At 63.7% G+C, this 23,916-nt stretch carries 18 protein-coding genes; 13 read left to right on the forward strand and 5 right to left on the reverse strand.

Features of this window, described 5'->3' with window-relative positions; all coding sequences use genetic code 11:
- Positions 1-172 precede the first annotated feature (172 nt).
- Positions 173-2,203 carry a 4-oxalomesaconate tautomerase gene (locus BPRO_RS22765; RefSeq protein WP_232291450.1) on the forward strand — a complete coding sequence of 677 codons (2,031 nt, stop codon included), beginning with the start codon at positions 173-175 and terminating at the stop codon, positions 2,201-2,203.
- A 59-nt stretch (positions 2,204-2,262) separates the two neighbouring features.
- On the opposite strand, the gene BPRO_RS22770 is transcribed toward BPRO_RS22765, so the two are convergent.
- A complete protein-coding gene (locus tag BPRO_RS22770) occupies positions 2,263-3,186 on the reverse strand; it encodes a LysR family transcriptional regulator (RefSeq protein WP_011485424.1) in 924 nt (307 codons plus the stop codon).
- Between the two features lie 110 nt (positions 3,187-3,296).
- Between BPRO_RS22770 and BPRO_RS22775 the strand changes: the two genes are divergently transcribed.
- The 7 genes from BPRO_RS22775 (at position 3,297) to mnmA (ending at position 11,260) form a co-directional block, all read left to right on the forward strand.
- Positions 3,297-4,322 (forward strand): Bug family tripartite tricarboxylate transporter substrate binding protein, encoded by a 1,026-nt coding sequence (locus BPRO_RS22775; RefSeq protein WP_011485425.1) that lies wholly within the window; start codon positions 3,297-3,299, stop codon positions 4,320-4,322.
- Positions 4,323-4,356: 34 nt separating this feature from the next.
- Positions 4,357-5,214: an FAS1-like dehydratase domain-containing protein gene (locus BPRO_RS22780; RefSeq protein ID WP_011485426.1), complete on the forward strand. Its 858-nt coding sequence runs from the start codon at positions 4,357-4,359 to the stop codon at positions 5,212-5,214.
- 14 nt (positions 5,215-5,228) lie between these two features.
- Positions 5,229-6,410, forward strand: a complete 1,182-nt coding sequence (locus tag BPRO_RS22785; RefSeq protein WP_011485427.1) for a CaiB/BaiF CoA transferase family protein — start codon at positions 5,229-5,231, stop codon at positions 6,408-6,410.
- 2 nt (positions 6,411-6,412) lie between these two features.
- Positions 6,413-7,237, forward strand: a complete 825-nt coding sequence (locus BPRO_RS22790; protein WP_011485428.1) for an HpcH/HpaI aldolase/citrate lyase family protein — start codon at positions 6,413-6,415, stop codon at positions 7,235-7,237.
- 42 nt (positions 7,238-7,279) lie between these two features.
- Positions 7,280-8,629: a class-II fumarase/aspartase family protein gene (locus tag BPRO_RS22795; protein ID WP_011485429.1), complete on the forward strand. Its 1,350-nt coding sequence runs from the start codon at positions 7,280-7,282 to the stop codon at positions 8,627-8,629.
- Positions 8,630-8,673: 44 nt separating this feature from the next.
- Positions 8,674-9,756 carry a porin gene (locus tag BPRO_RS22800; RefSeq protein ID WP_011485430.1) on the forward strand — a complete coding sequence of 361 codons (1,083 nt, stop codon included), beginning with the start codon at positions 8,674-8,676 and terminating at the stop codon, positions 9,754-9,756.
- Positions 9,757-10,054: 298 nt separating this feature from the next.
- Positions 10,055-11,260, forward strand: a complete 1,206-nt coding sequence (gene mnmA / locus BPRO_RS22805; RefSeq protein WP_041389029.1) for a tRNA 2-thiouridine(34) synthase MnmA — start codon at positions 10,055-10,057, stop codon at positions 11,258-11,260.
- Positions 11,261-11,377: 117 nt separating this feature from the next.
- On the opposite strand, the gene BPRO_RS22810 is transcribed toward mnmA, so the two are convergent.
- Positions 11,378-12,286, reverse strand: a complete 909-nt coding sequence (locus tag BPRO_RS22810; protein ID WP_011485432.1) for a LysR family transcriptional regulator — start codon at positions 12,284-12,286, stop codon at positions 11,378-11,380.
- Between the two features lie 144 nt (positions 12,287-12,430).
- Here BPRO_RS22810 and gcl point away from each other — a divergent pair, with 144 nt between their 5' ends.
- From gcl to glxR, 3 genes are all read left to right on the forward strand, one after another.
- Positions 12,431-14,227: a glyoxylate carboligase gene (gcl, locus tag BPRO_RS22815; RefSeq protein WP_011485433.1), complete on the forward strand. Its 1,797-nt coding sequence runs from the start codon at positions 12,431-12,433 to the stop codon at positions 14,225-14,227.
- 61 nt (positions 14,228-14,288) lie between these two features.
- A complete protein-coding gene (gene hyi, locus BPRO_RS22820) occupies positions 14,289-15,068 on the forward strand; it encodes a hydroxypyruvate isomerase (protein ID WP_011485434.1) in 780 nt (259 codons plus the stop codon).
- Positions 15,069-15,108: 40 nt separating this feature from the next.
- Positions 15,109-16,038 carry a 2-hydroxy-3-oxopropionate reductase gene (glxR, locus tag BPRO_RS22825; protein WP_011485435.1) on the forward strand — a complete coding sequence of 310 codons (930 nt, stop codon included), beginning with the start codon at positions 15,109-15,111 and terminating at the stop codon, positions 16,036-16,038.
- 124 nt (positions 16,039-16,162) lie between these two features.
- On the opposite strand, the gene BPRO_RS22830 is transcribed toward glxR, so the two are convergent.
- Together BPRO_RS22830 and ssb are read right to left on the reverse strand one after the other, a co-directional pair.
- On the reverse strand, positions 16,163-17,566 hold the full coding sequence (locus BPRO_RS22830) for a MipA/OmpV family protein (protein WP_041389030.1): 1,404 nt from the start codon (positions 17,564-17,566) through the stop codon (positions 16,163-16,165).
- A 325-nt stretch (positions 17,567-17,891) separates the two neighbouring features.
- Positions 17,892-18,380: a single-stranded DNA-binding protein gene (gene ssb, locus BPRO_RS22835; protein WP_011485437.1), complete on the reverse strand. Its 489-nt coding sequence runs from the start codon at positions 18,378-18,380 to the stop codon at positions 17,892-17,894.
- 137 nt (positions 18,381-18,517) lie between these two features.
- Between ssb and BPRO_RS28775 the strand changes: the two genes are divergently transcribed.
- Positions 18,518-19,385 (forward strand): IS5 family transposase gene (locus tag BPRO_RS28775; RefSeq protein ID WP_086003100.1). Its coding sequence is split into 2 segments (ribosomal slippage): positions 18,518-18,939 and positions 18,938-19,385, totalling 870 coding nucleotides; the frame shifts between segments, so codons are not numbered across the junction.
- A gap of 4 nt (positions 19,386-19,389) precedes the next feature.
- Here BPRO_RS28775 and BPRO_RS22850 read toward each other — a convergent pair.
- Entirely contained in the window at positions 19,390-20,664 is a 1,275-nt protein-coding gene (locus tag BPRO_RS22850; RefSeq protein ID WP_011485438.1) for an MFS transporter, read from the reverse strand.
- Between the two features lie 154 nt (positions 20,665-20,818).
- Here BPRO_RS22850 and uvrA point away from each other — a divergent pair, with 154 nt between their 5' ends.
- The gene (uvrA, locus tag BPRO_RS22855) at positions 20,819-23,878 is read left to right on the forward strand and encodes an excinuclease ABC subunit UvrA (RefSeq protein ID WP_011485439.1); all 3,060 of its coding nucleotides are present in this window, start codon (positions 20,819-20,821) and stop codon (positions 23,876-23,878) included.
- Positions 23,879-23,916: the final 38 nt, after the last annotated feature.

The raw sequence follows: 23,916 nt of genomic DNA on the forward strand, positions 1-23,916 counted from the left end.
TTGCGAACAATGCACCTGTCATCAACGCCCTTGTGCGTGCCCGCCGTAGTGGCAATGCAATTGGCGACACCCTTCACCTGAAACGCCGGGAGCATCAGGCCCAGCCATACAAAGGAAACCAGATGTTGAAACCAATCGCCGCTTTTAAATGCCGGTGGCCCCAAGACCCGCCATGCTGAACCGAAAAATACCCTGCGTCCTGATGCGCGCCGGGACCTCGCGCGGCCCCTTCTTTTTGCGGGAATGGCTGCCCGAGGGCGATGAAGCCCGCGACCAGGCCCTGATTGGCGCGATAGGCGCATCGGACCCGTTGCAACTCGACGGTTTGGGGGGCGGCAGCACGCTCAACAGCAAGGTCGCCATCGTGTCACGCTCCAGCCAGCCCGGTTGCGATCTGGACTACCTGTTTGCCCAGGTTGGTGTCGGCCACCAGTCGGTGGACACCCGGCCCAACTGCGGCAACATGTTGTCCGGTGTCGCCCCGTTTGCCATAGAACAGGGCTTGATCCCGGCACAGGACGGCCACACCACGGCGCGAATTTTCAATGTCAACACGGGCGCCCGCATTGACGTCACCGTCTGCACGCCGGGCGGACGGGTCAGCTACGAGGGCGATGCTCGGATTGATGGCGTGGCCGGGACCGCCGCCCCGATTTTGCTGAACTTTCTGGATGCCTGGGGCGCCATCACCGGCAAGCTGTTCCCGACCGGGCAGCGCATTGATGTGATCGACGGACTGGAACTCACCTGCATCGACGCGGCCATGCCCTTGATGATCCTGCGTGCCAGCGACCTGGGCCTGACGGGCCGCGAGCGGCCTGCACAACTCGATTCCAATACGGCACTGCTGGAGCGAATCGAGGCCCTGCGCCGCATTGCCGGTGCCCGCATGGGCCTGGGTGATGTGTCAGACAGCGTGATCCCCAAACCGGTGCTGGTCAGCGCCGGCGACGGCCCGCTCAGCATCACTTCGCGCTACTTCACCCCCAGGCGCTGCCATGCGTCGCATGCCGTCACCGGTGCTATCGGCGTGGCGACCGCCTTTGCCTTGCCCGGCACCGTCGCCAGCGGCATGAACCGGCCGCCTGGCAAACACCCGCTGACGGTGTTGCACCCGGCCGGGCAAATTGACATTGAAGTCGAGCTGGAAGGCCAAGGGCAGGACGCCACGATACAGCGTGCCGCGCTGGTGCGCACCGCCCGGAAAATCATGCAGGGCGAACTGCACCTGCCCGACTATGTGTTTCCCCGGTCCAGCCCGGAGCCCACAGCAAGCGTCGAGGTGGCCAGGCCATTCCCCAGCAAAGACATCCTCATCATCGTGCCCACCAGCGCCGGTGGCGGCAACGACACCATGGCCCGCACGCTGACACGCAAACTCGGCCCCTTGCTGGGCCAGGCCGTGACGGTGGACAACCGCGCCGGGGCCAATGGCAGCATTGCCAGCGAATATGTGGCGCATGCCCAACCCGACGGCCATACCCTGATGTTTGGCTACATTGCCACCCATGGCATCAACCCGGCGTTGCAGGCGCTGCGTTATGACCCGGTGGCCGATTTCTCGCCGGTCGGCCTGGTCGGCCACTCGCCCACGCTGCTGGTCGTCCATGCAGACCTTCCGGCGCGTAGCGTGGCGGAGCTGATTGCCCTGATTCAGGCCCAGCCCGGCCGCTTCAGCTATGCCTCGGCCGGCGAAGGCACGGCACCTCACCTGGCCGCCGAATTGTTCAAACTCCACACCGGCATCACGCTGCCCGGCATGGGCTATGCCGGCGCTGCGCCCGCCATTGCCGACACCGTACGCGGCAACGCCCAACTGATGTTCCCCAGCCTCTTTACCGCCCAGCCTTATTTGCGCAGCGGCAAGCTCCGGGCGCTGGCGGTGGCCGGGCCGGCGCGCCTGTCCAGCCTGCCCGACCTGCCCACATTGGCCGAGGCGGGGGTCGCAGGGGTCGAGTTGACACAGTGGTATGCCTTGTTTGCGCCGGCCAAAACGCCAGCGCCGGTGCTGGCGCAGTTGAACCACGCGCTCAACACCGTGTTGCAAGACCCGGAAATCATGGCCCGCTTCGACGCTGACGGTGCCCATGTGCAGACCAGCACCCCGGCGGAGTTGCACAGCCTGCTGCTCACCGAACGGCATAAGTGGCGGCAGGTTGTCCAGCAGACGGGTCTGCGGATGGAAACGCAGATGGTCGAGTAGCCAGCAGATTGCCCCCTGCTGCGCATGCAGCTTTAAACGGTGCTACACGGTCCCAGCCCTCAGGCCGGATCGGCAGTGGCCGATTTACGGGTCTTCAGTGCCCTGCGCAGATGCTGGTGAAACATCTCGGCTGCTGGCCGCAGCTTGACGCCGTGGCGTGTCAGCAGACCCACCCTGCGCACGGTTTGTGGCTGACGCAAGGGCAGCCCCACCAGAGTGGCGTGCGTGCTTGCCAGCGCCATGCGTGGCACTGCCGCCAAACCCAGGCCAGCCTCCACCATGCCCAGCAAGGTCGCAACGTGGCTGACCTCGAACGCGAAGCTCGGGTTCAAACCTGCCTTGGTCAGTGAATCATCCAGCAGCTGGCGGTTGCCGCTGCTGCGGGCCACGGCAATCAGGCTCTCCTTCTCCACATCCGCCCAGTTCACCGACTTGTGCCTGGCCAGCGGATGTTCACGCCGCATCGCCAGCACAAATGGATCGTTGTGGATGGACTCGAAGGCGATCTCGGGCACCAGCGTATTCATGAAGCCGATGCCAAAGTCGGATTCGCCTGACAGCACGCTTTGCAGCACCTGGTTCATCGTCTCATCCACCACCCGTACCCGGATGCCGGGATAGTGCTGAGAAAAATTGCTCACCACCGTCGGTAAAAAGTACAAGGCGGCCGACGGCACGCAGGCTACCGTCACGCGCCCACCCCGGTGAGTGGCGATGTCGGCAATACCGAGCATGGCCGATTCCAGGTCGTCCAGCGCGGTGCGCGCGCGCTCCAGGAACACCCGGCCCAGCGGCGTGAGTTCAACCTCGCGCGTGGTGCGGTTGAACAGGCGCGCCCCCAGGATGGTTTCGAGTTTGTCGATGCGCCGGCTCAGCGCCGGGGACGACAGGTTGATGTGCTCGGCCGCCGCGCGAAAGCTGCCCCGCTCGGCCACGGCCACAAAACCCTGCAATTGCTGCAAATCAAAATTAATGCGTGCCATGCAGCAATCGTAGCAAAAATTGCAATTTACACGCAAGCAGGATAACCGGATGATTAAGTCCAAAGCACGGGTCAACCTCCTGACCCGAAGCCCAACCGAAGGAGACTCACATGCCGCATCCACACATCGCCCTGCCCCTCTCATTGACGCCTTCCAGGCAATCAATGCCCTTCACGCCCTGGTTGACCGGGCTTTCCATGGCGCTTCTCGCCACGGCTTCCGGCCAGGTGCTGGCACAAGCCTGGCCCGAAAAAACCGTCACCATTGTGGTGCCCACCGCCGCCGGTGGCGCCAATGACGCGATGGCGCGCATCATTGGACAAGGCCTCAGCACACGGCTTGGAAAAGCTGTCATTGTTGAAAACAAGGCCGGCGCCAACGGCGCCATTGCCAGCGAATTTGTGGCACGCGCCGCGCCCGATGGCTACACCATCATGTTTGGCTATATCGCCACCCACGGCATCAACCCGGCGCTGCAAAAACTCAAGTACGACCCGGTGACGGATTTCGAGCCGATCGGCATGGTGGCTGCTTCGCCGACCGTGCTGGTCGCTCACAATGGAGTCGCCGCCAAGAACGTCAAGGAACTGGTGCAACTGATCAAGGCCAAGCCGGGCACCTTCAGTTATGCCTCGGCCGGCAACGGCACCGCACCGCACATCGCCGGTGAGCTGTTCAAACTGTCGGCCGGGCTGGACGTGGTGAGCGTTCCTTACAAGGGCTCGGCCCCCGCCGTGGTGGACACCATTGCGGGCAACACGCAGTTCATGTTCCCCAGCCTGTTCACGGCCTACCCGCAAGTCAAGGGCGGCAAACTCAAGGCACTGGGTATTGCAGGCGACAAGCGCTCGGCCATATTGCCCGATGTGCCCACACTGGCCGAACAGGGCATAGCCAATGTCAGCATGTCACAGTGGTACGCCATGTTCGCACCCGCAAAAACGCCCAAGGCCGTGATCGACCGGCTCAACCGCGAAATGAACAGTGTTCTGGCCGACAAGGCGGTTCAGAAAAAAATCGAGGACCAGGGCGCTGAAGTCGAAACCGGCACACCCGAGCAGTTGAAAACCCTGGTGCAGAAAGAAGTTGCGCGCTGGAAAGGCGTTGTCGCAGCAGCCAAAATCAAAGTCGAATAAGCGGTAGATCAGAAAGATCACGCAGGGAATTTTCATGAACTTGCAAAACTGGATTGGCCGCAGCGAAACGGTGGAAGACATCGCCACCGCCACACCTTACGCAGCGTTGTCCGCCACGCTGGACTGGCCCACTGCGTCCGGCTCGCTTCGCCCGGCACCCGGCACACCGCTGCCCAGCCTGTGGCACTGGCTGTACTTTCTGCCCATCTATCCGCAGTCAGAAATCGGGGCGGATGGTCATGCCAAACGCGGCGGCTTTTTGCCGCCCGTGCCGCTGCCGCGCCGCATGTGGGCCGGCAGCGACTTTGAGTTTCATGAGCCGCTGCTGGTTGGCGACACGCTGACCCGCACATCCACCATTGCCGACGTGAAGGAAAAGTCAGGCCGTACCGGCAGCCTGATTTTTGTGCGCGTGCGTCACGAGGTCCGTCGCAATGGCGCGGCGGCCGTGGCGCTGACCGAGCACCACAATATCGTCTATCGCGCTGCGCCGACCCCCGACGACGTGCCACCGCCGCCGCAGGCCGCACCGCTTGCGTCCGCCTGGGAACGACGCATCGTGCCCGACGACGTGCTGCTGTTTCGCTACTCGGCGCTGACCTTCAACGGCCACCGCATTCACTATGACCGCAAGTACGTCACCGAGGTAGAGGGCTATCCGGGCCTGATCGTGCACGGGCCCCTGATTGCCACGCTGCTGATGGATTTGCTGCGTCGCCAGCAACCCGGTGCGAAGGTGCTGCGCTTTGAGTTCAAAGCTGTACGGCCGACCTTTGACATCAACCCTTTTTCTGTCCACGGCCAGCCGTCAGCTGATGGCAAAACCGTGCGTCTGTGGGGCCGCGACCATGAAGGCTGGCTCACGATGGATGCCACCGCCACCCTGGCTTGAATACGAAACGAACCATGCAACCTCTCAAAGGCATTACCGTCGTCACCCTGGAGCACGCGATTGCTGCGCCCTTTGCCACGCGCCAGCTGGCCGACCTGGGCGCACGCGTCATCAAAATCGAGCGCCCCGGCGTGGGCGACTTTGCGCGCGGCTATGACGAACGCGTGCGTGGCCTGGCCTCGCATTTCGTCTGGACCAACCGTTCCAAGGAAAGCCTCACGCTCGATGTGAAGCATGACGAGGCACAAAAAATCCTGCGGCGCCTCATTCTGGAAGAGGCCGACGTGGTGGTGCAAAACCTCGCACCCGGCGCAGCAGCGCGTCTGGGCTTGTCGTATGAAGCGCTGGCCAAACTCAAGCCCGGCATCATCGTCTGCGACATCTCGGGCTATGGCAGCGACGGGCCCTACCGCGACAAAAAAGCCTATGACCTGCTGATTCAAAGCGAAGCGGGTTTTGTGTCGGTCACTGGCACACCCGACACGCCCTCCAAGGCTGGCCCCTCGATCGCCGACATTGCCGCAGGCATGTACGCCTACACCAACATTCTGGCGGCACTGATGCATCGCCAGCAAACCGGCGAAGGCCAACGCATCGACGTGTCCATGCTGGAGTCGCTCACCGAATGGATGAACTACCCGCTGTACTACGCCTTTGAGGGCGCTGCCCCGCCACCTCGCGCCGGTGCCAGCCACGCCACCATTTATCCCTATGGCCCCTTTCCTGCGGGTGACGGCAAGACCGTGATGCTGGGTCTGCAAAACGAGCGAGAGTGGAAAGTGTTTTGCGAAAAAGTCTTGTTGCAGCCCGCGCTGGCCAGCGACAAACGCTTTTTAAGCAACGCCAAGCGCAGCACAGAGCGAGCCGTGCTCTCTGCCTTGATCATCGAAGCCTTTTCACATCTCACGGCCCAGCAGGTGGCGCAGCGGCTGGAGCAGGCCGGTATTGCCAACGCGCAGGTCAACACCATGAGCGAGGTGTGGGCGCACCCGCAGCTCAGGGCTCGCGATCGCTGGCATGAGGTGGCCACACCCGCAGGGCCGATTCCTGCCCTGCTGCCACCGGGCTCCTGGCAACATGGCGCGCCGCGCATGGATGCCGTGCCCGCACTGGGCCAGCACACCGATGCGATCCTGGGCCACTATGGTTACAGCGCAGAGCGCATTGCGGATCTGCGCGCTGAAGGTGTCGTGTGACCATGCCTGACTGCGAACCCCTGATCTACCTGTTCGTGCCCGGCAACCGCCCCGAGCGCTTCACCAAGGCGCTGGCCTCGGGGGCTGACCGCATCATCATCGACCTGGAAGACGCTGTAGCGCCCGAATGCAAAGCGGCGGCTCGCACCGCGATTGGGGAATGGATGGCTGATAGCGATGCGCCGCGCGAGCGGGTGCTGATACGCATCAATGATGCTGCCACCCCCTGGCATGCCGACGATCTAACGCTGGTCAGCACGGTGCGAGCGCTTTGCGTGATGTTGCCGAAATGCGAAACACCCAATCAGGTCGCTGCGGTGCTGGCCTGTTTACCCAAGGATGCAACCGTGCTGCCGCTGATTGAAACCGCACGCGGCGTGGTGGCCTTGCATGAGATTGCCGCAGCGCCCGGCGTGACGCGGCTGGCCTTTGGGTCACTGGATTACATGGCGGACCTGGATATTCCCGCAGGCAGCCTGGCACTCCAGTTCGCCGCCGCACAAATTGCCATCGCCTCGCGCGCTGCAGGCATTGGATCGCCCGTAGCCGGCGTCACGCCCGATCTCGACGCCACGCGCGTGGCCACCGATATGGCGAACGCCCGCACTTTGGGGTTCGGCGCCAAGATGTGCATTCACCCTTCGCAAGTAGCTGCGGCGCGTACCGCCCTGGCGCCCAGCGCCCAGGAGCTGGCTTGGGCACAGCGTGTACTGCAAGCCTGGAATACGTCTGCCGGCGACGCAATACAGGTGGACGGCAAAATGGTGGACCGCCCAATCGTCCTGAAAGCTGAGCGCATCGTTGCACAAGCAGCCCGAACGAATTAAGTCCAGGCCCCAATAAAAACATCAATCCAAACGGAGAACCCCATGCCCGCAAGCATCATTGATTCCAGAATTTTCGGCGACATGTTCAGCGACGCCAAAATGCGCCAGGTCTGGTCCGACGAAAACCGTACCGCCAAGTACCTCGACATCGAACGCGCGCTCGCCAAGGTGCAGGGCGAACTCGGCCTCATCCCCAGGGAAGCGGCCGACGAGATCGTCAAGAACTGCAATATCGACCAGATTGACTGGGCCCAGCTGAAGACCAAGACCGAACAGATCGGCTATCCCATCATCGCGGTAGTCAACCAGATCAATGCCAACTGCAGGGACAAGCTGGGCGAATACTGCCACTGGGGCGCCACCACACAAGACATCACCGACACGGCCGCCGTGCTGCAAATCCGCGAGGGCCTGGCGCTGGTCGAAGAAGACCTGAAAGACATCTCGGCGGCCCTCGCCAACCTGGCCCGCACGCACCGCAACACACCCGTCATTGGCCGCAGCAACCTGCAGCAGGCCACGCCCATCACCTTCGGCTACAAGATGGCCAGCATCCTGGCCGGCATTGAACGCCATCGCGAGCGCCTGCAGCAACTCAAACCCCGCGTGCTGGTGGGTGAGTTTGGCGGTGCGTCGGGAACCCTGTCCTCGCTGGAAAAAGGCGCCATGGAAACCCAGGCCGGGCTGATGAGAGAGCTGGGCCTGGGCCAGCCGCTGATTTCATGGCACACGGTGCGTGACAACTTCGCCGAAGTCGGCGCCTTCCTCGGGCTGGTCGGCGGCTCGCTCGGCAAGATAGCCATGGACGTCAAGCTGATGATGCAGACGGAAGTGGCCGAGGTCTATGAGCCCTTCGCGCCGGGGCGCGGCTCGTCGTCCACGATGCCGCAAAAGCGCAACCCGATCTCGTGCCTCTACATCCACGCCAACATCTCGGTCGTGCGCCAGCTGGCCGCCTCCCTGATGGATGCCATGGTGGCCGACCATGAGCGCTCGACCGGGCCGTGGGAAATCGAATGGGTCGCGATGCCCGAAATCTTCTGCCTCATGTCGGGCGCGCTCAAGCAGACGAAATTCATCCTGAGCGGCCTGGAAGTCGATGCGGTGCAGATGCGCCGCAACATCGACATGACGCACGGGCTGGTGATGTCCGAGGCCGTGATGATGGGCCTGGGGCCCTTCATTGGCCGCGAATACGCCCACGACCTGGTGTATGACATCTGCCGCGAGGCGCTCAAGCTCAAACGCCCACTGATCGAACTGCTGGCCGAGCACCCTGAAATCAATAAACATGTCACGCGCGAACAGCTGGCCTCCTTCTGCGACCCGATGAACAACCTGGGCCAGGCCGGCGTCATGGTGGACCGGGTATTGGCGGCGCGCAAAGCCTGATCTCAAGAATTTTTAACCCTCAGAAAAAAGAAAGAGACAAACGCATGAAAACTCACTCCACCGGCTGCCGCATCCCGCTGCTTGGTCTGTCATTGCTGGCATTAACCAGCGCGGGCCATGCCCAAAGCAGCGTCACCCTCTATGGCGTGGCCGATGCGGGCGTGCGCTACGGCAGCGGGCTGACCGCCGCCTATGCCGGATCGGCAGACTCCAGCAGCGCCGTGAACAGTGGCATCAACACCACCAGCCGGTTCGGCTTTCGGGGGTCGGAAGACTTGGGCGGCGGCCTGAAGGCCATTTTCAACCTCGAATCGGGCGTCAACCTCGACACCGGTGCCTCGGCCAATGCCACCAAGCTGTTCGACCGCGCGGCCATCGTTGGCCTGCAAGGCAGTTGGGGAACCGTCACGCTGGGCCGGCAAACCACGGTGCTGGCCGACGTGGTGAGCGCCACCGACCCACTGGGCAGCCGGTTTGCCAGCTTCAACCCCAACATCGGCATTGCGGCCCTGAGCGCGCACCGGCTGGCCACCGAATTCGGCCCCGCAGGCTCCACCACCGGCGCTTACCGGCTGGACAACTCGGTCAAGTACGTGGGCCGCTTCAGTGATTTCAGCGTGCGGGCCATGCATGCCTTTGGCGAACAGGCCGGCAATTCGTCGCGCCTAGCGTCTTCGGGCCTGGGCGCGGGCTACCAGTCGGGCGGCTACACCGCCGCGCTGTCGTATGCGCAGTTCAGGAACGCGGCCGGCTTGAGTCTCAAGGGTTATCTGGGCGGCGCCAGCGCCATGATTGGCGGCAACAAGATTGCGCTGACCTATGGCAGCCATGAGGCCGAAACCTCCGCCACCGCCAAGACCCGCAACCGCACGCTGGGCGTGGGCGGCACCGTGCCGCTGGGCGCGAGCGTGGACCTGATCCTGGCGCATTACCAGGTCAAGCGCACACGCACCGCGGCCGTGGACGACGGCTTCAACCGCAGCGTGGCTTTCCTGGAATACAAATTCTCCAAACGCACCCGCGCCTATGCCGAGCTTGATCACACCCGCTGGAAAAACGGCTACCAGGGCGCGGCCTTCAAGAGCAGCGCGTCCGGTGTTTCGGCGGGCGTCGTCCACAGCTTTTAAGCGCCCGGGCCAGCCTGGCGGAAGAGGTCACTCAGCCGGTATCTTCCGCGCGCGGACGCGCTGGCCCTGTAGCGGGGCCAGCGATTGAATTCATATCAAATAGGCGTTTAGCCCACACCAGTCGTGCGCAAGTAGCTCTTTAATTCATAGCAAGCAGCGTTTTTAACGCCAAGGCTGTATTTTTCCGCCGCTCGCACCGCCCGGCTGACGCTGGCGGGTAAGCGGCCATTGCTGAACGATGCGGACGAAATACCGCATTGAAGTGGGAATTGCATCATCGCGGGATAATCGCACACCTATGGACAAGCAACACAGCAAGCAACGGATCGTGGTGGGTTTAAGCGGCGGCGTCGATTCAGCGGTGACGGCTTACCTGCTGAAACAGCAGGGCCATGAGGTCATCGGCATCTTCATGAAAAACTGGGAAGATGACGACGACAGCGAGTACTGCTCCTCCAATATCGACTTCGTGGACGCCGCAGCCGTGGCCGATGTGATCGGCATCGAGATTGAGCACGTCAACTTCGCGGCCGACTACAAGGACCGGGTGTTCGCCGAGTTCCTGCGCGAGTACCAGGCCGGCCGCACGCCCAACCCCGACATCCTGTGCAACGCCGAGATCAAGTTCAAGGCCTTCCTGGACCATGCGATGCGCCTGGGCGCCGAAAAGATCGCCACGGGGCATTACGCCAGGGTTCGCAGAAATGAAAGCACCGGACTGCACGAACTGCTCAAGGGCCTGGACCCGGCCAAGGACCAGAGCTATTTTCTGCACCGCCTGAACCAGGCCCAACTGTCCAAAACGCTGTTCCCGGTGGGCGAGCTGCACAAGACCGAAGTGCGGCGCATTGCCGACGAGATTGGCCTGCCGAACGCGAAGAAAAAAGATTCGACCGGCATCTGCTTCATCGGCGAGCGGCCCTTCCGCGACTTCCTGAACCGCTACATCGCCAAGGCGCCCGGCCCGATTAAAAATGACCGGGGCCGCGTGCTGGGCAAGCATGTGGGCCTGTCTTTTTACACGCTGGGCCAGCGCCAGGGCCTGGGCATAGGCGGCGTGAAGGCCCGAGGCGCAGAACTCAAGGCCGCCCAGGCGCGCGGGCAGCGCGGCGTCGGTGAACATGAGCCCTGGTTTGTGGCGCGCAAGGACCTGGACACCAACACCTTGTGGGTGGTACAGGGCCACGATCATCCGTGGCTGCAGTCCACGGTGCTCAGCGCGCAGGACTGCAGCTGGGTCGCGGGTACCGCGCCGGCCGCGGGCTTGATGGCCGCCAAGACCCGCTACCGGCAGGTGGATGCCACCTGCGAGCTGCGCAGCGCGACGACCGCGAATTGCGAACTGGTATTTGCCGAGCCCCAGTGGGCCGTGACGCCCGGGCAGTCGGCCGTTCTGTACCAGGGCGATGTCTGCCTGGGTGGCGGGGTGATTGCGGCCAGCAACGTGCCCAATACCCTGCCGACGGTGTCGACCCGGTCAACGCCGGAACTATTGGTCAAATAATGCGCTTGGCCCGATTTACCGCTCAAAACGCGCGATTCAAAAGATAGCAAAAAGCCCGCACGAAGCGGGCTTTTTCAAAAGCGGCCGCCCCACGTCAGCGCCCCGCCATGTCGCTGTTCACTGCTCGTCAGCCCACCAGGCTTCCCCGAACTGCCCCTGCAGCCAGGCTACGAAGCCGCTGACCTTGGTGGGCACCAGTTGCGGCGAGGGATAGACCGCATGGATCTCCTGCTGGGGCAGCGTCCAATCCGTCAGCAGCGGCCGCAGTACGCCGCTGCGGATGGATTTGTGCGCCACATACCGGGGCAGGGCTGCCACGCCCATGCCGCCGCGCGCCGCCGCCAGCAGCGCCGACAGGTTGTTGGAGCGCAGCGGGCCCTTGACCGGCACCGGCAGCGTCAGCCCGTCGGTCCCCGTGAAGTGCCAGCGGGCATCGCCCTGCACGGTGCTGTAGATCAGGGCCTCGTGGGCCGCCAGGTCCGCCGGAACCGACGGCTCGCCACGCCTTTCAAGGTATTCGGGCGACGCGACCAGCACCCACGGATTGACCCCCAGATAACGGGCGCCCAGCGTTGAATCGGCCAGCGGCCCCATGCGGATGGCGACGTCGATGCCCTGCTCGACCAGGTCGACGTAGCGGTCCTCGAAATTCAGCTCGATCTGCAGCTGGGGATGCAGCTTCATGAAGCGCATCACCAGCGGCACCAGCACGCGCCGGCCGAAGGCGACCGACGTGCTGATGCGCAAGCCGCCCTGCACCTGCGACTGCAGCAGGGCGGCCACCGTCTCGGCCTCCTCGATGTGGTGCGCGATCAGCTTGCATTTTTCGTAGTACAGCGCGCCAATTTCGGTGGGCGTCACGCCGTGCGTCGAGCGGTGCAGCAGGCGGGACCCCAGCTGTTTTTCCAGCTGGGCCACGAGCTTGGTGGCCGACGGCTGCCCGATGCCCACGTCGGCCGCGGCCTTGCTGAACGAGCCGAGGTCCACCACGCGGATGAAAAGTTGAATGGCTTGAATCCGGTCCATGGCCTGAAGTAGACCACGGCCAGGCCCTGCTCGGGAGACTTTATTCCATTCTGGAATAACCGTAATGCATGCCTTGGGGCTTCCGCGCAAGCGGCAGGCGGGCGACCATCAAGCCAGTTCAAAGCCACCCCAAGGAGACTCTCAATGGCAAAAATGAAGGCTGCAATGGCCGCCGTGCTCGTGATGGAAAAAGAAGGCGTGACCCAGGCCTTTGGCGTGCCGGGCGCAGCCATCAACCCGCTGTACGCCGCGCTGCGCGAGCGCCAGTCGATTACCCACATCCTGGCGCGTCACGTGGAAGGCGCCTCCCACATGGCCGAGGGCTACACCCGCGCCAAGGCCGGCAACATTGGCGTGTGCATAGGCACCAGCGGCCCGGCCGGCACCGACATGATCACCGGGCTGTACTCGGCCATTGCCGACAGCATTCCGATTTTGTGCATCACCGGCCAGGCGCCGCGCGCACGGCTCTACAAGGAAGACTTCCAGGCGGTGGACATCGAATCGATTTCCAAGCCGGTGACCAAGTGGAGCGTGACGGTGCGCGAGCCGGCCCAGGTGCCGCGCGCCTTCCAGCAGGCCTTTCACCTGATGCGTTCGGGCCGCCCCGGCCCGGTGCTGATTGACCTGCCGTTCGACGTGCAGATGGCCGAAATCGAATTCGACATCGACACCTACGAACCGCTGCCGGTCTACAAGCCGGCCGCCAGCCGCAAGCAGATCGAAAAGGCGCTCGACATGCTGGCCGCCGCCTCCAAGCCGCTGATCGTCGCCGGCGGCGGCATCATCAATGCCGATGCGACCGACCTGCTGGTCGAGTTCGCCGAGCTGACCGGCGTGCCGGTGATTCCCACGCTGATGGGCTGGGGCAGCATTCCCGACGACCACCCGCTGATGGCGGGCATGTGCGGCCTGCAGACCAGCCACCGCTACGGCAACGCCACCATGCTGGCCAGTGACTTCGTGTTCGGCATCGGCAACCGCTGGGCCAACCGCCACACCGGCTCGACCGAGGTCTACTGCAAGGGCCGCACCTTTGTCCACGTCGACATCGAACCGACGCAAATCGGCCGCGTGTTCAGCCCCGACTTCGGCATCGTCAGCGACGCCAAGGCCGCGTTGACGCTGCTGGTCGAGGTGGCCCGCGAGCGCAAGGCGGCCAAGCGGCTGCGGGACTACAGCGAATGGGCGGCACGCTGCGCCGAGCGCAAGAAACTGATGCACCGCAAGTCGCACTTCACCGAGACACCGATCAAGCCGATGCGGGTGTACGAGGAGATGAACAAGGTGTTTCCGCGCGACACGATTTATGTGACGACCATCGGCCTGTCGCAAATTGCCGGCGCGCAGTTCCTCAACGTCTATGGGCCGCGCCAGTGGATCAACTGCGGCCAGGCCGGCCCGCTGGGCTGGACGATTCCGGCCGCGCTGGGCGTGGTGGCGGCTGACCCGACGCGCACGGTGGTGGGCCTGTCGGGCGACTACGACTTCCAGTTCCTGATGGAAGAGCTGGCCGTTGGCGCGCAGTTCAACCTGCCCTATGTGCAGGTGCTGGTGAACAACAGCTACCTGGGCCTGATTCGCCAGAGCCAGCGCGGCTTCGACATGGACTACTGCGTGCAGCTGGCATTTGAAAACCAGAACGTGCCGGCAGGCGAAGGCGATCTGCGCAGCTACGGCGTCGATCACCAGGCAGTCGTGCAGGGCCTGGGCTGCAAATCCCTGCGCGTCACCGATCCCGAGAAGATTGAATCGGCGATGGTCGAGGCCCAGGCCATGGCGCGCAAATACCGCGTGCCGGTGGTGGTGGAAGTGATCCTGGAAAAAGTCACCAACATTGCCATGGGCACCGAAATCGACAAGGTCAATGAGTTTGAAGACATTGACTGCCGCCATCCCAAGGGCCGCGAGGGCCTGGAACTGGCCGGCCTGCTGGAGTAAGGCCGCGGCAACGCAGTCATCAACGCCCCCCTACTCACTTATACCCACCCACAGACAAGACATGCCAAGATTTTCCGCCAACCTCAGCATGCTCTTCACCGAGCATGCTTTCCTCGACCGCTTTGAGCCTGCCGCGAAAGCCGGCTTCAAGGCCGTGGAGTTTCTTTTCCCCTATGCCTTCAGCATCGAAGACATCAAGTCCAGGCTGGACCGCCACGGCCTGAAGCTGGTGCTGCACAACCTGCCGGCCGGCAACTGGGAGGCCGGCGAGCGCGGCATCGCCTGCCACCCCGATCGCGTCGAGGAGTTTCGCGCCGGTGTGGCGCAGGCCATCACCTATGCCCAGGCGCTGGGCGTGCGCCAGCTCAACTGCCTGGCGGGCAAGGCGCCCGCGGGTGTCGACAACGCGCTGCTGCGGCAGACCTTTGTGGACAACCTGCGCCATGCGGCGGCGGCGTTGAAGAAGGCAGGTCTCAAGCTGCTGATCGAACCGATCAATACCTTTGACATCCCGGGCTTTTACCTGAACCGCACGGCGCAGGCGCTCGAAATTCTGGACGAAGTGCGGGCCGACAACGCCTTCGTGCAGTACGACATCTACCACGCGCAGCGCATGGAGGGCGAGCTGGCGGCGACCATGCAAAAGCATTTGCCGCGCATTGGCCACATCCAGCTGGCCGACAATCCGGGCCGCAACGAGCCGGGCACGGGCGAGATCAATTACGCGTTTCTGTTCGCGCACCTGGACCGCATCGGCTACGACGGCTGGATTGGCTGCGAATACAAGCCTGCGGGCACCACGGAAGCCGGCCTCGGCTGGCGCGAACGCCTGGCAGCCTGACCTTCATTTTTTTCGACAAGTTTTCGACAAGGACTTTCTGATGACTTCCCAACCCCTGAAAATCGGTTTTATCGGCCTCGGCATCATGGGCGCGCCCATGGCGGGCCACCTGATCAACGCAGGCCACCAGCTGTTTGTATTCTCGCAGGCCAAACTGCCCGCCAGCATTGCCAACAGCAACGCCACCCAGTGCCTGAACGCCCGCGGTGTGGCCGAACGCGCCGACGTCATCATCGTCATGGTGCCCGACACACCCGATGTGGAAGCCGTGCTGTTCGGCGAGACCGGCGTGGCCAGCGGGCTCGCCATGCCGCCTCACGCATCGGACGCTCCCCGCAAGACGGTGGTGGACATGAGCTCCATCTCGCCGATCGCCACCAAAACCTTTGCGCAAAAGATCAACGCGCTGGGCTGCGATTACCTCGATGCGCCGGTCTCGGGCGGGGAGGTCGGCGCCAAAAATGCCACGCTCTCCATCATGGTGGGGGGTGACGAGGCGGTCTTCGGGCGCATCAAGCCGCTGTTTGACCTCATGGGCAAGAACATCACGCTGGTGGGCGGCAACGGCGATGGCCAGACCGCAAAAGTCGCCAACCAGATCATCGTCGCGCTCAACATCGAGGCCGTGGCCGAAGCGTTGCTGTTTGCCGCCCGTGCCGGTGCCGACCCGGCGCGTGTGCGCCAGGCGTTGATGGGAGGTTTCGCCTCGTCAAAAATCCTGGAAGTGCATGGCGAACGCATGGTCAAACGCACGTTTGACCCAGGCTTTCGCATTGAGCTGCACCAGAAGGATTTGAACCTGGCTCTGTCCAGTGCCCGCGCGCTCGGCGTCTCGCTGCCCAACACCGCCACAGCCCAGGAGCTCTTCAACTCCTGCGTGGCGCATGGCGGCAAAGCCTGGGACCATTCGGCCATGGTCCGCGCGCTGGAGAAGCTGGCCAACTTCGAGATCGGGCAAAAGGCGGAGTGATGGGGCGGGCCGCGCAGGAAGCCGTCAACTCGATGGCATCTTGCGCCCCAGCCATGACGTTCCCCAACCGCTGCTCACTCCTCACTACTGACCACTGACTATTGCTTCAGATACCAGGCCGCTCTCAAAGCGCCGTCTCGACATAGGTGTAGATGTAGTTGGAGCCGCCGTTGACGCTGCCCAGCAGGCGTGACGCGCCAAAAATGCCGGAGCGGTGCGACACGCCGAAACCGATATAGGTATCTTTCAGCATGCGCGAGCCCAGCAGGTCGCCCAGGCTCACATCAATCGTCGGGTCCAGGTAATTGAGCAGGCGCGAAGCCGTTCTCCCGCCAGCGGCCTGGCTGGACGCCTCGATATAAGGCGCCCGTTGCGCCGCGGACAGGCCCACGCCCAGCCCCAGCCGCGTCTTGACCCGGTGGCTCCACGGAAAGCCGGAGTAGACGGCTTTCATGAAGAGGTCCAGTTGTGCCCCGTTGGCCTGCAGTCCGCGCTCGTTGTGCTGCGTCAGGCCCACATAGCCGACAAAATCAAGCGGCCAGCCATTGACGTTCCGGATGAAGGGCTTGCCGACCTGAATGCCGGTAATGGTGGTCGCGTTGGTGGTGGCCGTTGACAGGCAGCGTGCCGTGAGTATCTTGATCAGGTGGCAGCCGTCTTCCGTTGATTTGCCATAGAGCAGCTTGAAATACGTGGGCGAGCCGTCTTCGGCCCACTCACGCTTGTGGCCGCCGAAGTCATAGGCTGCGCCCACATAGACGGCGGGCAGCGCACTTTTCTGCACAATGGGGCTGTCCTTGATCTTGCCGCTCAGCACCGTGGCGGACACACCAGCCAGCAGGCGCCAGCGCTGCGACACATCGTAGGAACCATACAGGCCCATCGAGGTGTTGATGCCGGCACCCGGCGAATAGGCTGGGCGGTCAGGCGTGGCCTCACTGGCCCGCACGCCGTAGTAATAATTGTTGAGCTTGGCATCACGCAGCGCCACGGTCACGCTGGGACGCAGCATCCAGGGCCCGGAGCGCCAGTCATAGGTGTAGCTCAGGCGAAACTCGCTACCCTTGGAGGTGTTGCCGATGTCATGCAGCAGCTCGGCCTGCAGCGCGCCCCAGGGTTGGCTGTAGCGGTAAGACAGGCCGCCGTCCAGGCCGGAGTCGCGGTTCGCCATGCCTGCCAGCCCGGCGGGCAGACGATTAGCCGGGAAGCCCTCCAGGCGCTGCTCCACAAACAGGTCCAGCCGCTGCTCACTGCCGTTGAGCATTTTCACGCCGACCCGGTTGGCATGCAGAAACAGCCGCTCGCCCTCGTACAGATAAAGCGGCAACAAGTCGTAGCGGGTGCCGCCGTCCCGGTAGGGTGAGCGCTCGACGCGTGTGACCAGGCCGAGCCCGGCGCTGCCGGGGGTCGACAGGATATTCGTCAGCGGCTCCAGGTCAGGGGCCGCACGGACGGGCATCATGGCCAACAAACCAGCCGCCACCAAAGCCGTGCCCCAAAAACTGCGCGAAAGTAAGATGCTTTTCATCGTTGATCTTGTTTTTTGAAGATTTTTTGATGCCCAAGCTTCAAAGCAGCAAGCTGACCTTGACCGACCCTGACTGACCTTGAAATTCATTGCCTACATGCTATCGGCGAACAGCCCTGGCAGCGCGCCGCGCTTGTAAGGAAACGCGCCATCCATGCCCAAGCCAGCATCCCGCATTGCCCCGCTGCGCGGCCGGCCCTGACCGTCCCACCCTGTCAGCCCCGCAAAACAGCCAGATTCAGCTATTTATTCAAGAGCGCCCCAGCATCAACAAAGCCCGCCAAAGCGGGCTTTTAGAGGATTCTCAAGGCCGGTAGCCGATGCCTCAAAACGGAATGTCGTCATCCATGTCGTCGAAGCCGCTGGCCGCCTTGGTCGGCGCGGGAGCCTGCCGCGGCGCGGCAGCGGGTGCCCGAGCAGCGGGACGGGCCGGCGCCTCATAGCCGCCGCCATCGTCGCCCCCGGGGCCGCCCATACCCTGGCGGCTGCCCAGCATCTGCATCTGGTCGGCACGGATTTCGGTGGTGTACTTTTCCTGGCCGTCCTTGTCGGTCCATTTGCGCGTGCGCAGCGAACCCTCGACGTAGACCTGCGAGCCCTTGCGCAGGTACTGGCCGACGATTTCGGCAAGGCGGCCGTTGAACACCACGCGGTGCCATTCGGTGGCCTCTTTCATTTCGCCGGACTGCTTGTCCTTCCACTTGTCGGTGGTGGCGATGGTGACGTTGGCCACCTGGTCGCCGCTGGGAAAGCTGCGCATTTCGGGGTCGCGCCCCAGATTGCCGACGATGATGACTTTGTTGACGGATGCCATGACGTGTTCTCCTGATCTATCTGTCAGAGTTTAACTGGCTGGCCAGCACGAGGGCTCGAGTCGAATCGCTTAGAAGTTATCCGTAAATAGTACACTCTCGTCCTGAGCCGTACTTCACACGGCGTCGGGGCGAATGTATGGCGACACGCAAGCGAGTCGAATCGTGGGTGGTGACCGATGAATTCTGGCAGCGTGTTGAGCCGTTGATTCCGGTGCGCGAGCGCAGCGCGGACAAGGCGTACCTGCGCAAGGCGGGAGCGGGGCGGCCACCCAAGCCAGCACGACAGGTGTTCGAGGCAGTCGTATATGTTTTGCGCACGGGCTGCCAATGGAAGGCGCTGCCCAAGGAACGCTTTGGCAGTGCCAGCGCGGTCCACAAGCGCTTCCTGGAGTGGGAGGCCGCGGGCGTGTTCGAGGCCATCTGGAAAGCCGGGCTTGCCGAGTACGACCAGATGGAAGGCATCGCTTGGCGATGGCAGAGCATCGATGGGGCCATGTTCAAGGCGCCCTTGGCGCAAGAGGCGGTCGGACGCAACCCGACCGATCGGGGGAAAAAAGGGGAGCAAGCGCCACCTGCTGGTGGACGGCCGTGGCGTCCCGTTGTCGCTCGTCGTGACCGGGGCCAATGAGCATGACGTGACGCAACTCGATGCTGTGCTGCAGGCCATCATGGTCAAGCGCAAGACGCCCAGCACGCGGCGCAGCAAGCACCTGTGCGCCGATGCCGGTTACCGAGGCCGGCGCGCGTTGGAGATCATCGAATCGCATGGCTATATTCCTCACGTCGTTGATCGCGCCAAGGAGGCCGATGCCAAGCGGCGCGACCCGACCAGGAAGGCTCGGCGCTGGGTGGTCGAGGTCTGCCACAGCTGGTTCAACCGCTTTCGCAAGCTGCTGGTGCGATACGAGAAGCTCGAACGCAGCTTCGTCGCGCTGAACCACATAGCCGCGGCCATCATCGCGTTCCGTAAAGTGACGCTCAAGGTAAACATAATTTACGGATAGGCTCTTAGTCGGCAGAGCGGGAATTTTCCGCAGGGCCGCCCCAAGGAAAATTAGCCCCCCCGGGGGGCAGCGTAGTACGCGAAGCGACAAGCGTGGGGGCCTTCCTTCCCGGCGCCCTCATGGGCCAGGCGACCAGCAGCCACAGCAGCATCAGGCCGCCGCACAGCAGGAAAAGCCCCTGGGCGCCGTGTGTCTTGGTCACCCAGCCGCCCACCGCGCCGCCGGCAAAAAAGCCCAGCGACTGCAGCGTGTTGTACACCCCCAGCGCCGCCCCCCGGGCATGCGCCGGCGCCATGCGCGAGGCCATGCTGGGCTGGCTGGCTTCGAGCACGTTGAAGCCGCAAAAAAACAGGAACAGCAGCAGGGCGAGCCAGCTGAGGCTGTGCGCCTCCGGCGCGGTGTGGGACGCAGCCCAGAGCAGCCCCAGTTGCACCACAAAAACAAGTCCCACGGCCCCCAGAAACACCGCACGCAGGTAGCCCCGCCTCTCCAGCGGGAAGAGCGTCATACCCATCACGCCGAACGAAGCCAGCACCGCCGGCAAATAAACCTGCCAGTGCTGGCTTTTGTCCAGTCCGGCGGCTACCAGCAGGGCGGGAATGGCCACCCACATGGCGAGTTGCACCGCATGCAGGACGAACACGCCAAAGTCCAGCCGCAGCAGCGCCGTATTCTTCAACACCTCCGCCACGCTGCCGCGCGGCCGGTTGACATGGTCCAGAGGCTCAGGCGGCACCCACCACAGCACGACGGCGATACCGCCCAGCGCCAGCGCACCCGTCAGCGCGAACAGGCCGTGCAGCCCGATGTAGCCCGCCAGCAGCGGCGCGATCACCAGCGACAGGGCAAACATCAGGGCAATGCTGGCGCCGACCAGCGCCATGGCCTTGGTACGCACTTCGTCACGGGTGCTATCTGCCAGCAAGGCCGTGACCGCGGCCGAAATCGCCCCTGCGCCCTGCAGCGAGCGGCCGGCGATCAGCCAGTCCAGGTCTGGCGCCCAGGTGGCCACAAAGCTGCCCAGCGCGAATAGCAGCAGCCCGGCGATGATCACCCGCTTGCGGCCCCACCAGTCGGAGGCGATGCCAAACGGAATCTGCAGCACGCCTTGGGTCAGCCCGTAAATCCCCATGGCCAGCCCGACGCGCGCGGGGTCGTCCCCGCCAGGGTATTTGGCAGCTTCGAGCGCAAACACCGGCAGCACCAGAAAGAGGCCCAGCATGCGCAGGGCGAAAATCGAGGCCAGCGACGCGCTGGCACGTCGCTCGGTTGCGGTCATCGGGAATGACAAAGAGGCAGAAGACACGGCAAAACGGCTAAAAAAGGGACGAAAAGGGAGAAAAAAGGGCGAATCAACCGGCCAAAGTCCAAAAACGGGCGCCGGAGTCGGTGCGAAGCCGTCTATTGTGCTTCAAACGGCTCTTCGGTCTATGATGGAGAGTTTTGCGGCCCCCTTCCCTGTGAACTCTCCTGACGATAGCAAATACCTTGCCAGCGTGCTCGCCGCCCAGCGCATCAGCATCCGCGGGGCGCGCACGCACAACCTCAAGAACATCGACCTCGACATTCCGCGCAACCAGCTGGTGGTGATCACCGGGCTGAGCGGGTCGGGCAAGTCATCGCTGGCCTTTGACACCCTGTATGCCGAGGGCCAGCGCCGCTATGTGGAAAGCCTGTCCACCTACGCGCGGCAGTTTTTGCAGCTGATGGACAAGCCCGATGTGGACATGATCGAGGGCCTGTCGCCGGCGATTTCCATCGAGCAGAAAGCCACCTCGCACAACCCGCGCTCCACGGTGGGCACGGTGACGGAAATCCACGACTACCTGCGCCTGCTGTTTGCGCGCGCCGGCACCCCCTATTGCCCCGAGCACGACCTGCCGCTGCAGGCGCAAAGCGTCAGCGAGATGGTGGACGCCGTGCTGGCCCTGCCCGAAGACACCCGGCTGATGATCCTGGCGCCCGTGGCGCGTGAACGCAAGGGCGAGTTTGTCGAGGTATTCGCCGAGATGCAGGCCCAGGGCTATGTGCGCTTTCGCGTCGACGGCACGGCTTATGAATTTGACGACCTGCCCAAACTCAAGAAGGCCGAGAAGCACAACATCGACGTGGTGATTGACCGCCTCAAGGTGCGCAGCGACATGCAGCAGCGGCTGGCCGAAAGCTTTGAAGCGGCGCTGCGCCTGGCCGACGGCAAGGCGATTGCGCTGGAAATGGACACGGAGAAGGAGCACCTGTTCAGCGCCAAATTCTCCTGCCCGGTTTGCAGCTACTCGCTCAGCGAGATGGAGCCGCGGCTTTTCTCGTTCAACTCGCCCGTGGGCGCCTGCCCGAATTGCGACGGCCTCGGTCACCGGGAGTTTTTCGACCCGGCCCGCGTGGTGGCCTTTCCCTCCCTGAGCCTGGCCAGCGGCGCCGTCAAGGGCTGGGACCGGCGCAACGGCTATTACTTCTCGATGCTGGAGAGCCTGGCCCGGCATTACCAGTTCGACATTGACACGGCCTTTGAAGACCTGCCGGTCAAGGTGCGGCAGGTGGTGCTGCATGGCTCCGGTGAGGAAGAGATCAAATTCAGCTACGTGATGGACTCGGGCAATTCCGCGGGCAAGAAAGTCAGCAAGAAGCATGCGTTCGAAGGCGTGATCACCAACTTTGAACGCCGCTACCGCGAGACCGACTCTGCCGCCGTGCGCGAAGAACTGGCGCGCTACCGCGGGGTGCAGCCCTGCCCCGACTGCGAGGGCACGCGCCTGCGCACCGAAGCCCGCCACGTCTACCTGGTCAGCGCACCGGACGAGGGCGCCGAGGCCTCTGCCTCTGCGCGCGGCCAGCGCAAGGCCATCTACGAAATCAGCCGGACCACGCTGCGCGAAAGCTTTGACTACTTCAACCAGCTGAAGATGCAGGGCGCCAAGGCCGAGATTGCCGCCAAGGTGGTGCGCGAGATCGGCCTGCGCCTGAAGTTCCTCAACGACGTGGGGCTCAATTACCTGAGCCTGGACCGCAGCGCCGAGACCCTCTCGGGCGGCGAATCGCAGCGCATCCGGCTGGCCTCGCAGATCGGCTCGGGGCTGACCGGCGTGATGTATGTGCTCGACGAGCCCAGCATCGGCCTGCACCAGCGCGACAACGACCGCCTGATCGGCACGCTCAAGCACCTGCGGGACATCGGCAACAGCGTGCTGGTGGTCGAGCATGACGAAGACATGATCCGCGCGGCCGACCATGTGATCGACATGGGGCCAGGCGCCGGCATTCACGGCGGGCGCGTGATGGCGCAGGGCACGTTTGAAGAAGTCAAGGCCAACCCGGACTCGCTGACCGGCCAATACCTGGCGCAGACCCTGAAGATTGCCGTGCCCACGCGCCGCACCCCCTGGCTGCCCACCGTGAAGGCGGTGGAGGCTGCCGAGAAAAAGAAGGTCTCGCGCTTTCCGCAAAGCCCCGCCGCAGAGCGCCGCGCCGCGCGCGAAGTCGTGCATCAGGCCACGCTGGGCGACATGCAGGCCTTGCGCGTCGTCAATGCCACGGGCCATAACCTGAAGGGCGTGAATGTCGAATTCCCCGTGGGCCTGCTCACCTGCGTCACCGGCGTCTCGGGCTCGGGCAAGTCCACGCTGGTCAACGACACGCTGTACGCCGCCGTGGCGCGCACGCTGTACCGGGCACACGAAGAGCCTGCAACCCACGACGCCATTGAAGGCATAGAGCACTTCGACAAGGTCATCAACGTCGACCAGTCACCGATTGGCCGCACGCCGCGCAGCAACCCGGCCACCTACACCGGCCTGTTCACGCCCATCCGCGAGCTGATGGCCGAAATGAACACGGCGCGCGAACGCGGCTACGGCGCCGGGCGCTTCAGCTTCAACGTTGCCGGCGGCCGCTGCGAAGCCTGCCAGGGCGACGGCGTGGTGAAGGTCGAGATGCACTTCCTGCCCGACGTCTATGTGCCCTGCGACGTCTGCAAGGGCATGCGCTACAACCGCGAAACGCTGGAAGTGCAATACAAGGGGAAAAACATCGCGCAGATCCTGGACCTCACGGTCGAGGTGGCCGCCGAATTTTTCAAAGCCGTCCCGACGATTGCGCGCAAGCTGCACACGCTGCTGGATGTGGGCCTGTCGTACATCAAGCTGGGCCAGGCCGCCACGACGCTGTCGGGCGGCGAGGCACAGCGCGTCAAGCTCGCGCTGGAGCTGAGCAAACGCGACACCGGCCGCACGCTGTACATCCTGGACGAGCCGACCACCGGTCTGCACTTTGCCGATATTGATTTGCTGCTCAAGGTGCTGCACCAGCTGCGCGACGCGGGCAACACGATTGTGGTGATCGAGCACAACCTCGATGTCATCAAGACCGCCGACTGGCTGATCGACATGGGGCCTGAGGGAGGAGCCGGGGGTGGCACCGTGGTGGGCGTGGGCACGCCTGAAGCCATTGCGGCCAACCCGGAGAGCCACACCGGCCGCTATTTGAAACGCCTGCTTTGACCCGATCGATGTGTCGCCGCCAACCCGGGCCGGACGTG

Source organism: Polaromonas sp. JS666, from assembly GCF_000013865.1.
Taxonomy (GTDB): domain Bacteria; phylum Pseudomonadota; class Gammaproteobacteria; order Burkholderiales; family Burkholderiaceae_C; genus Polaromonas.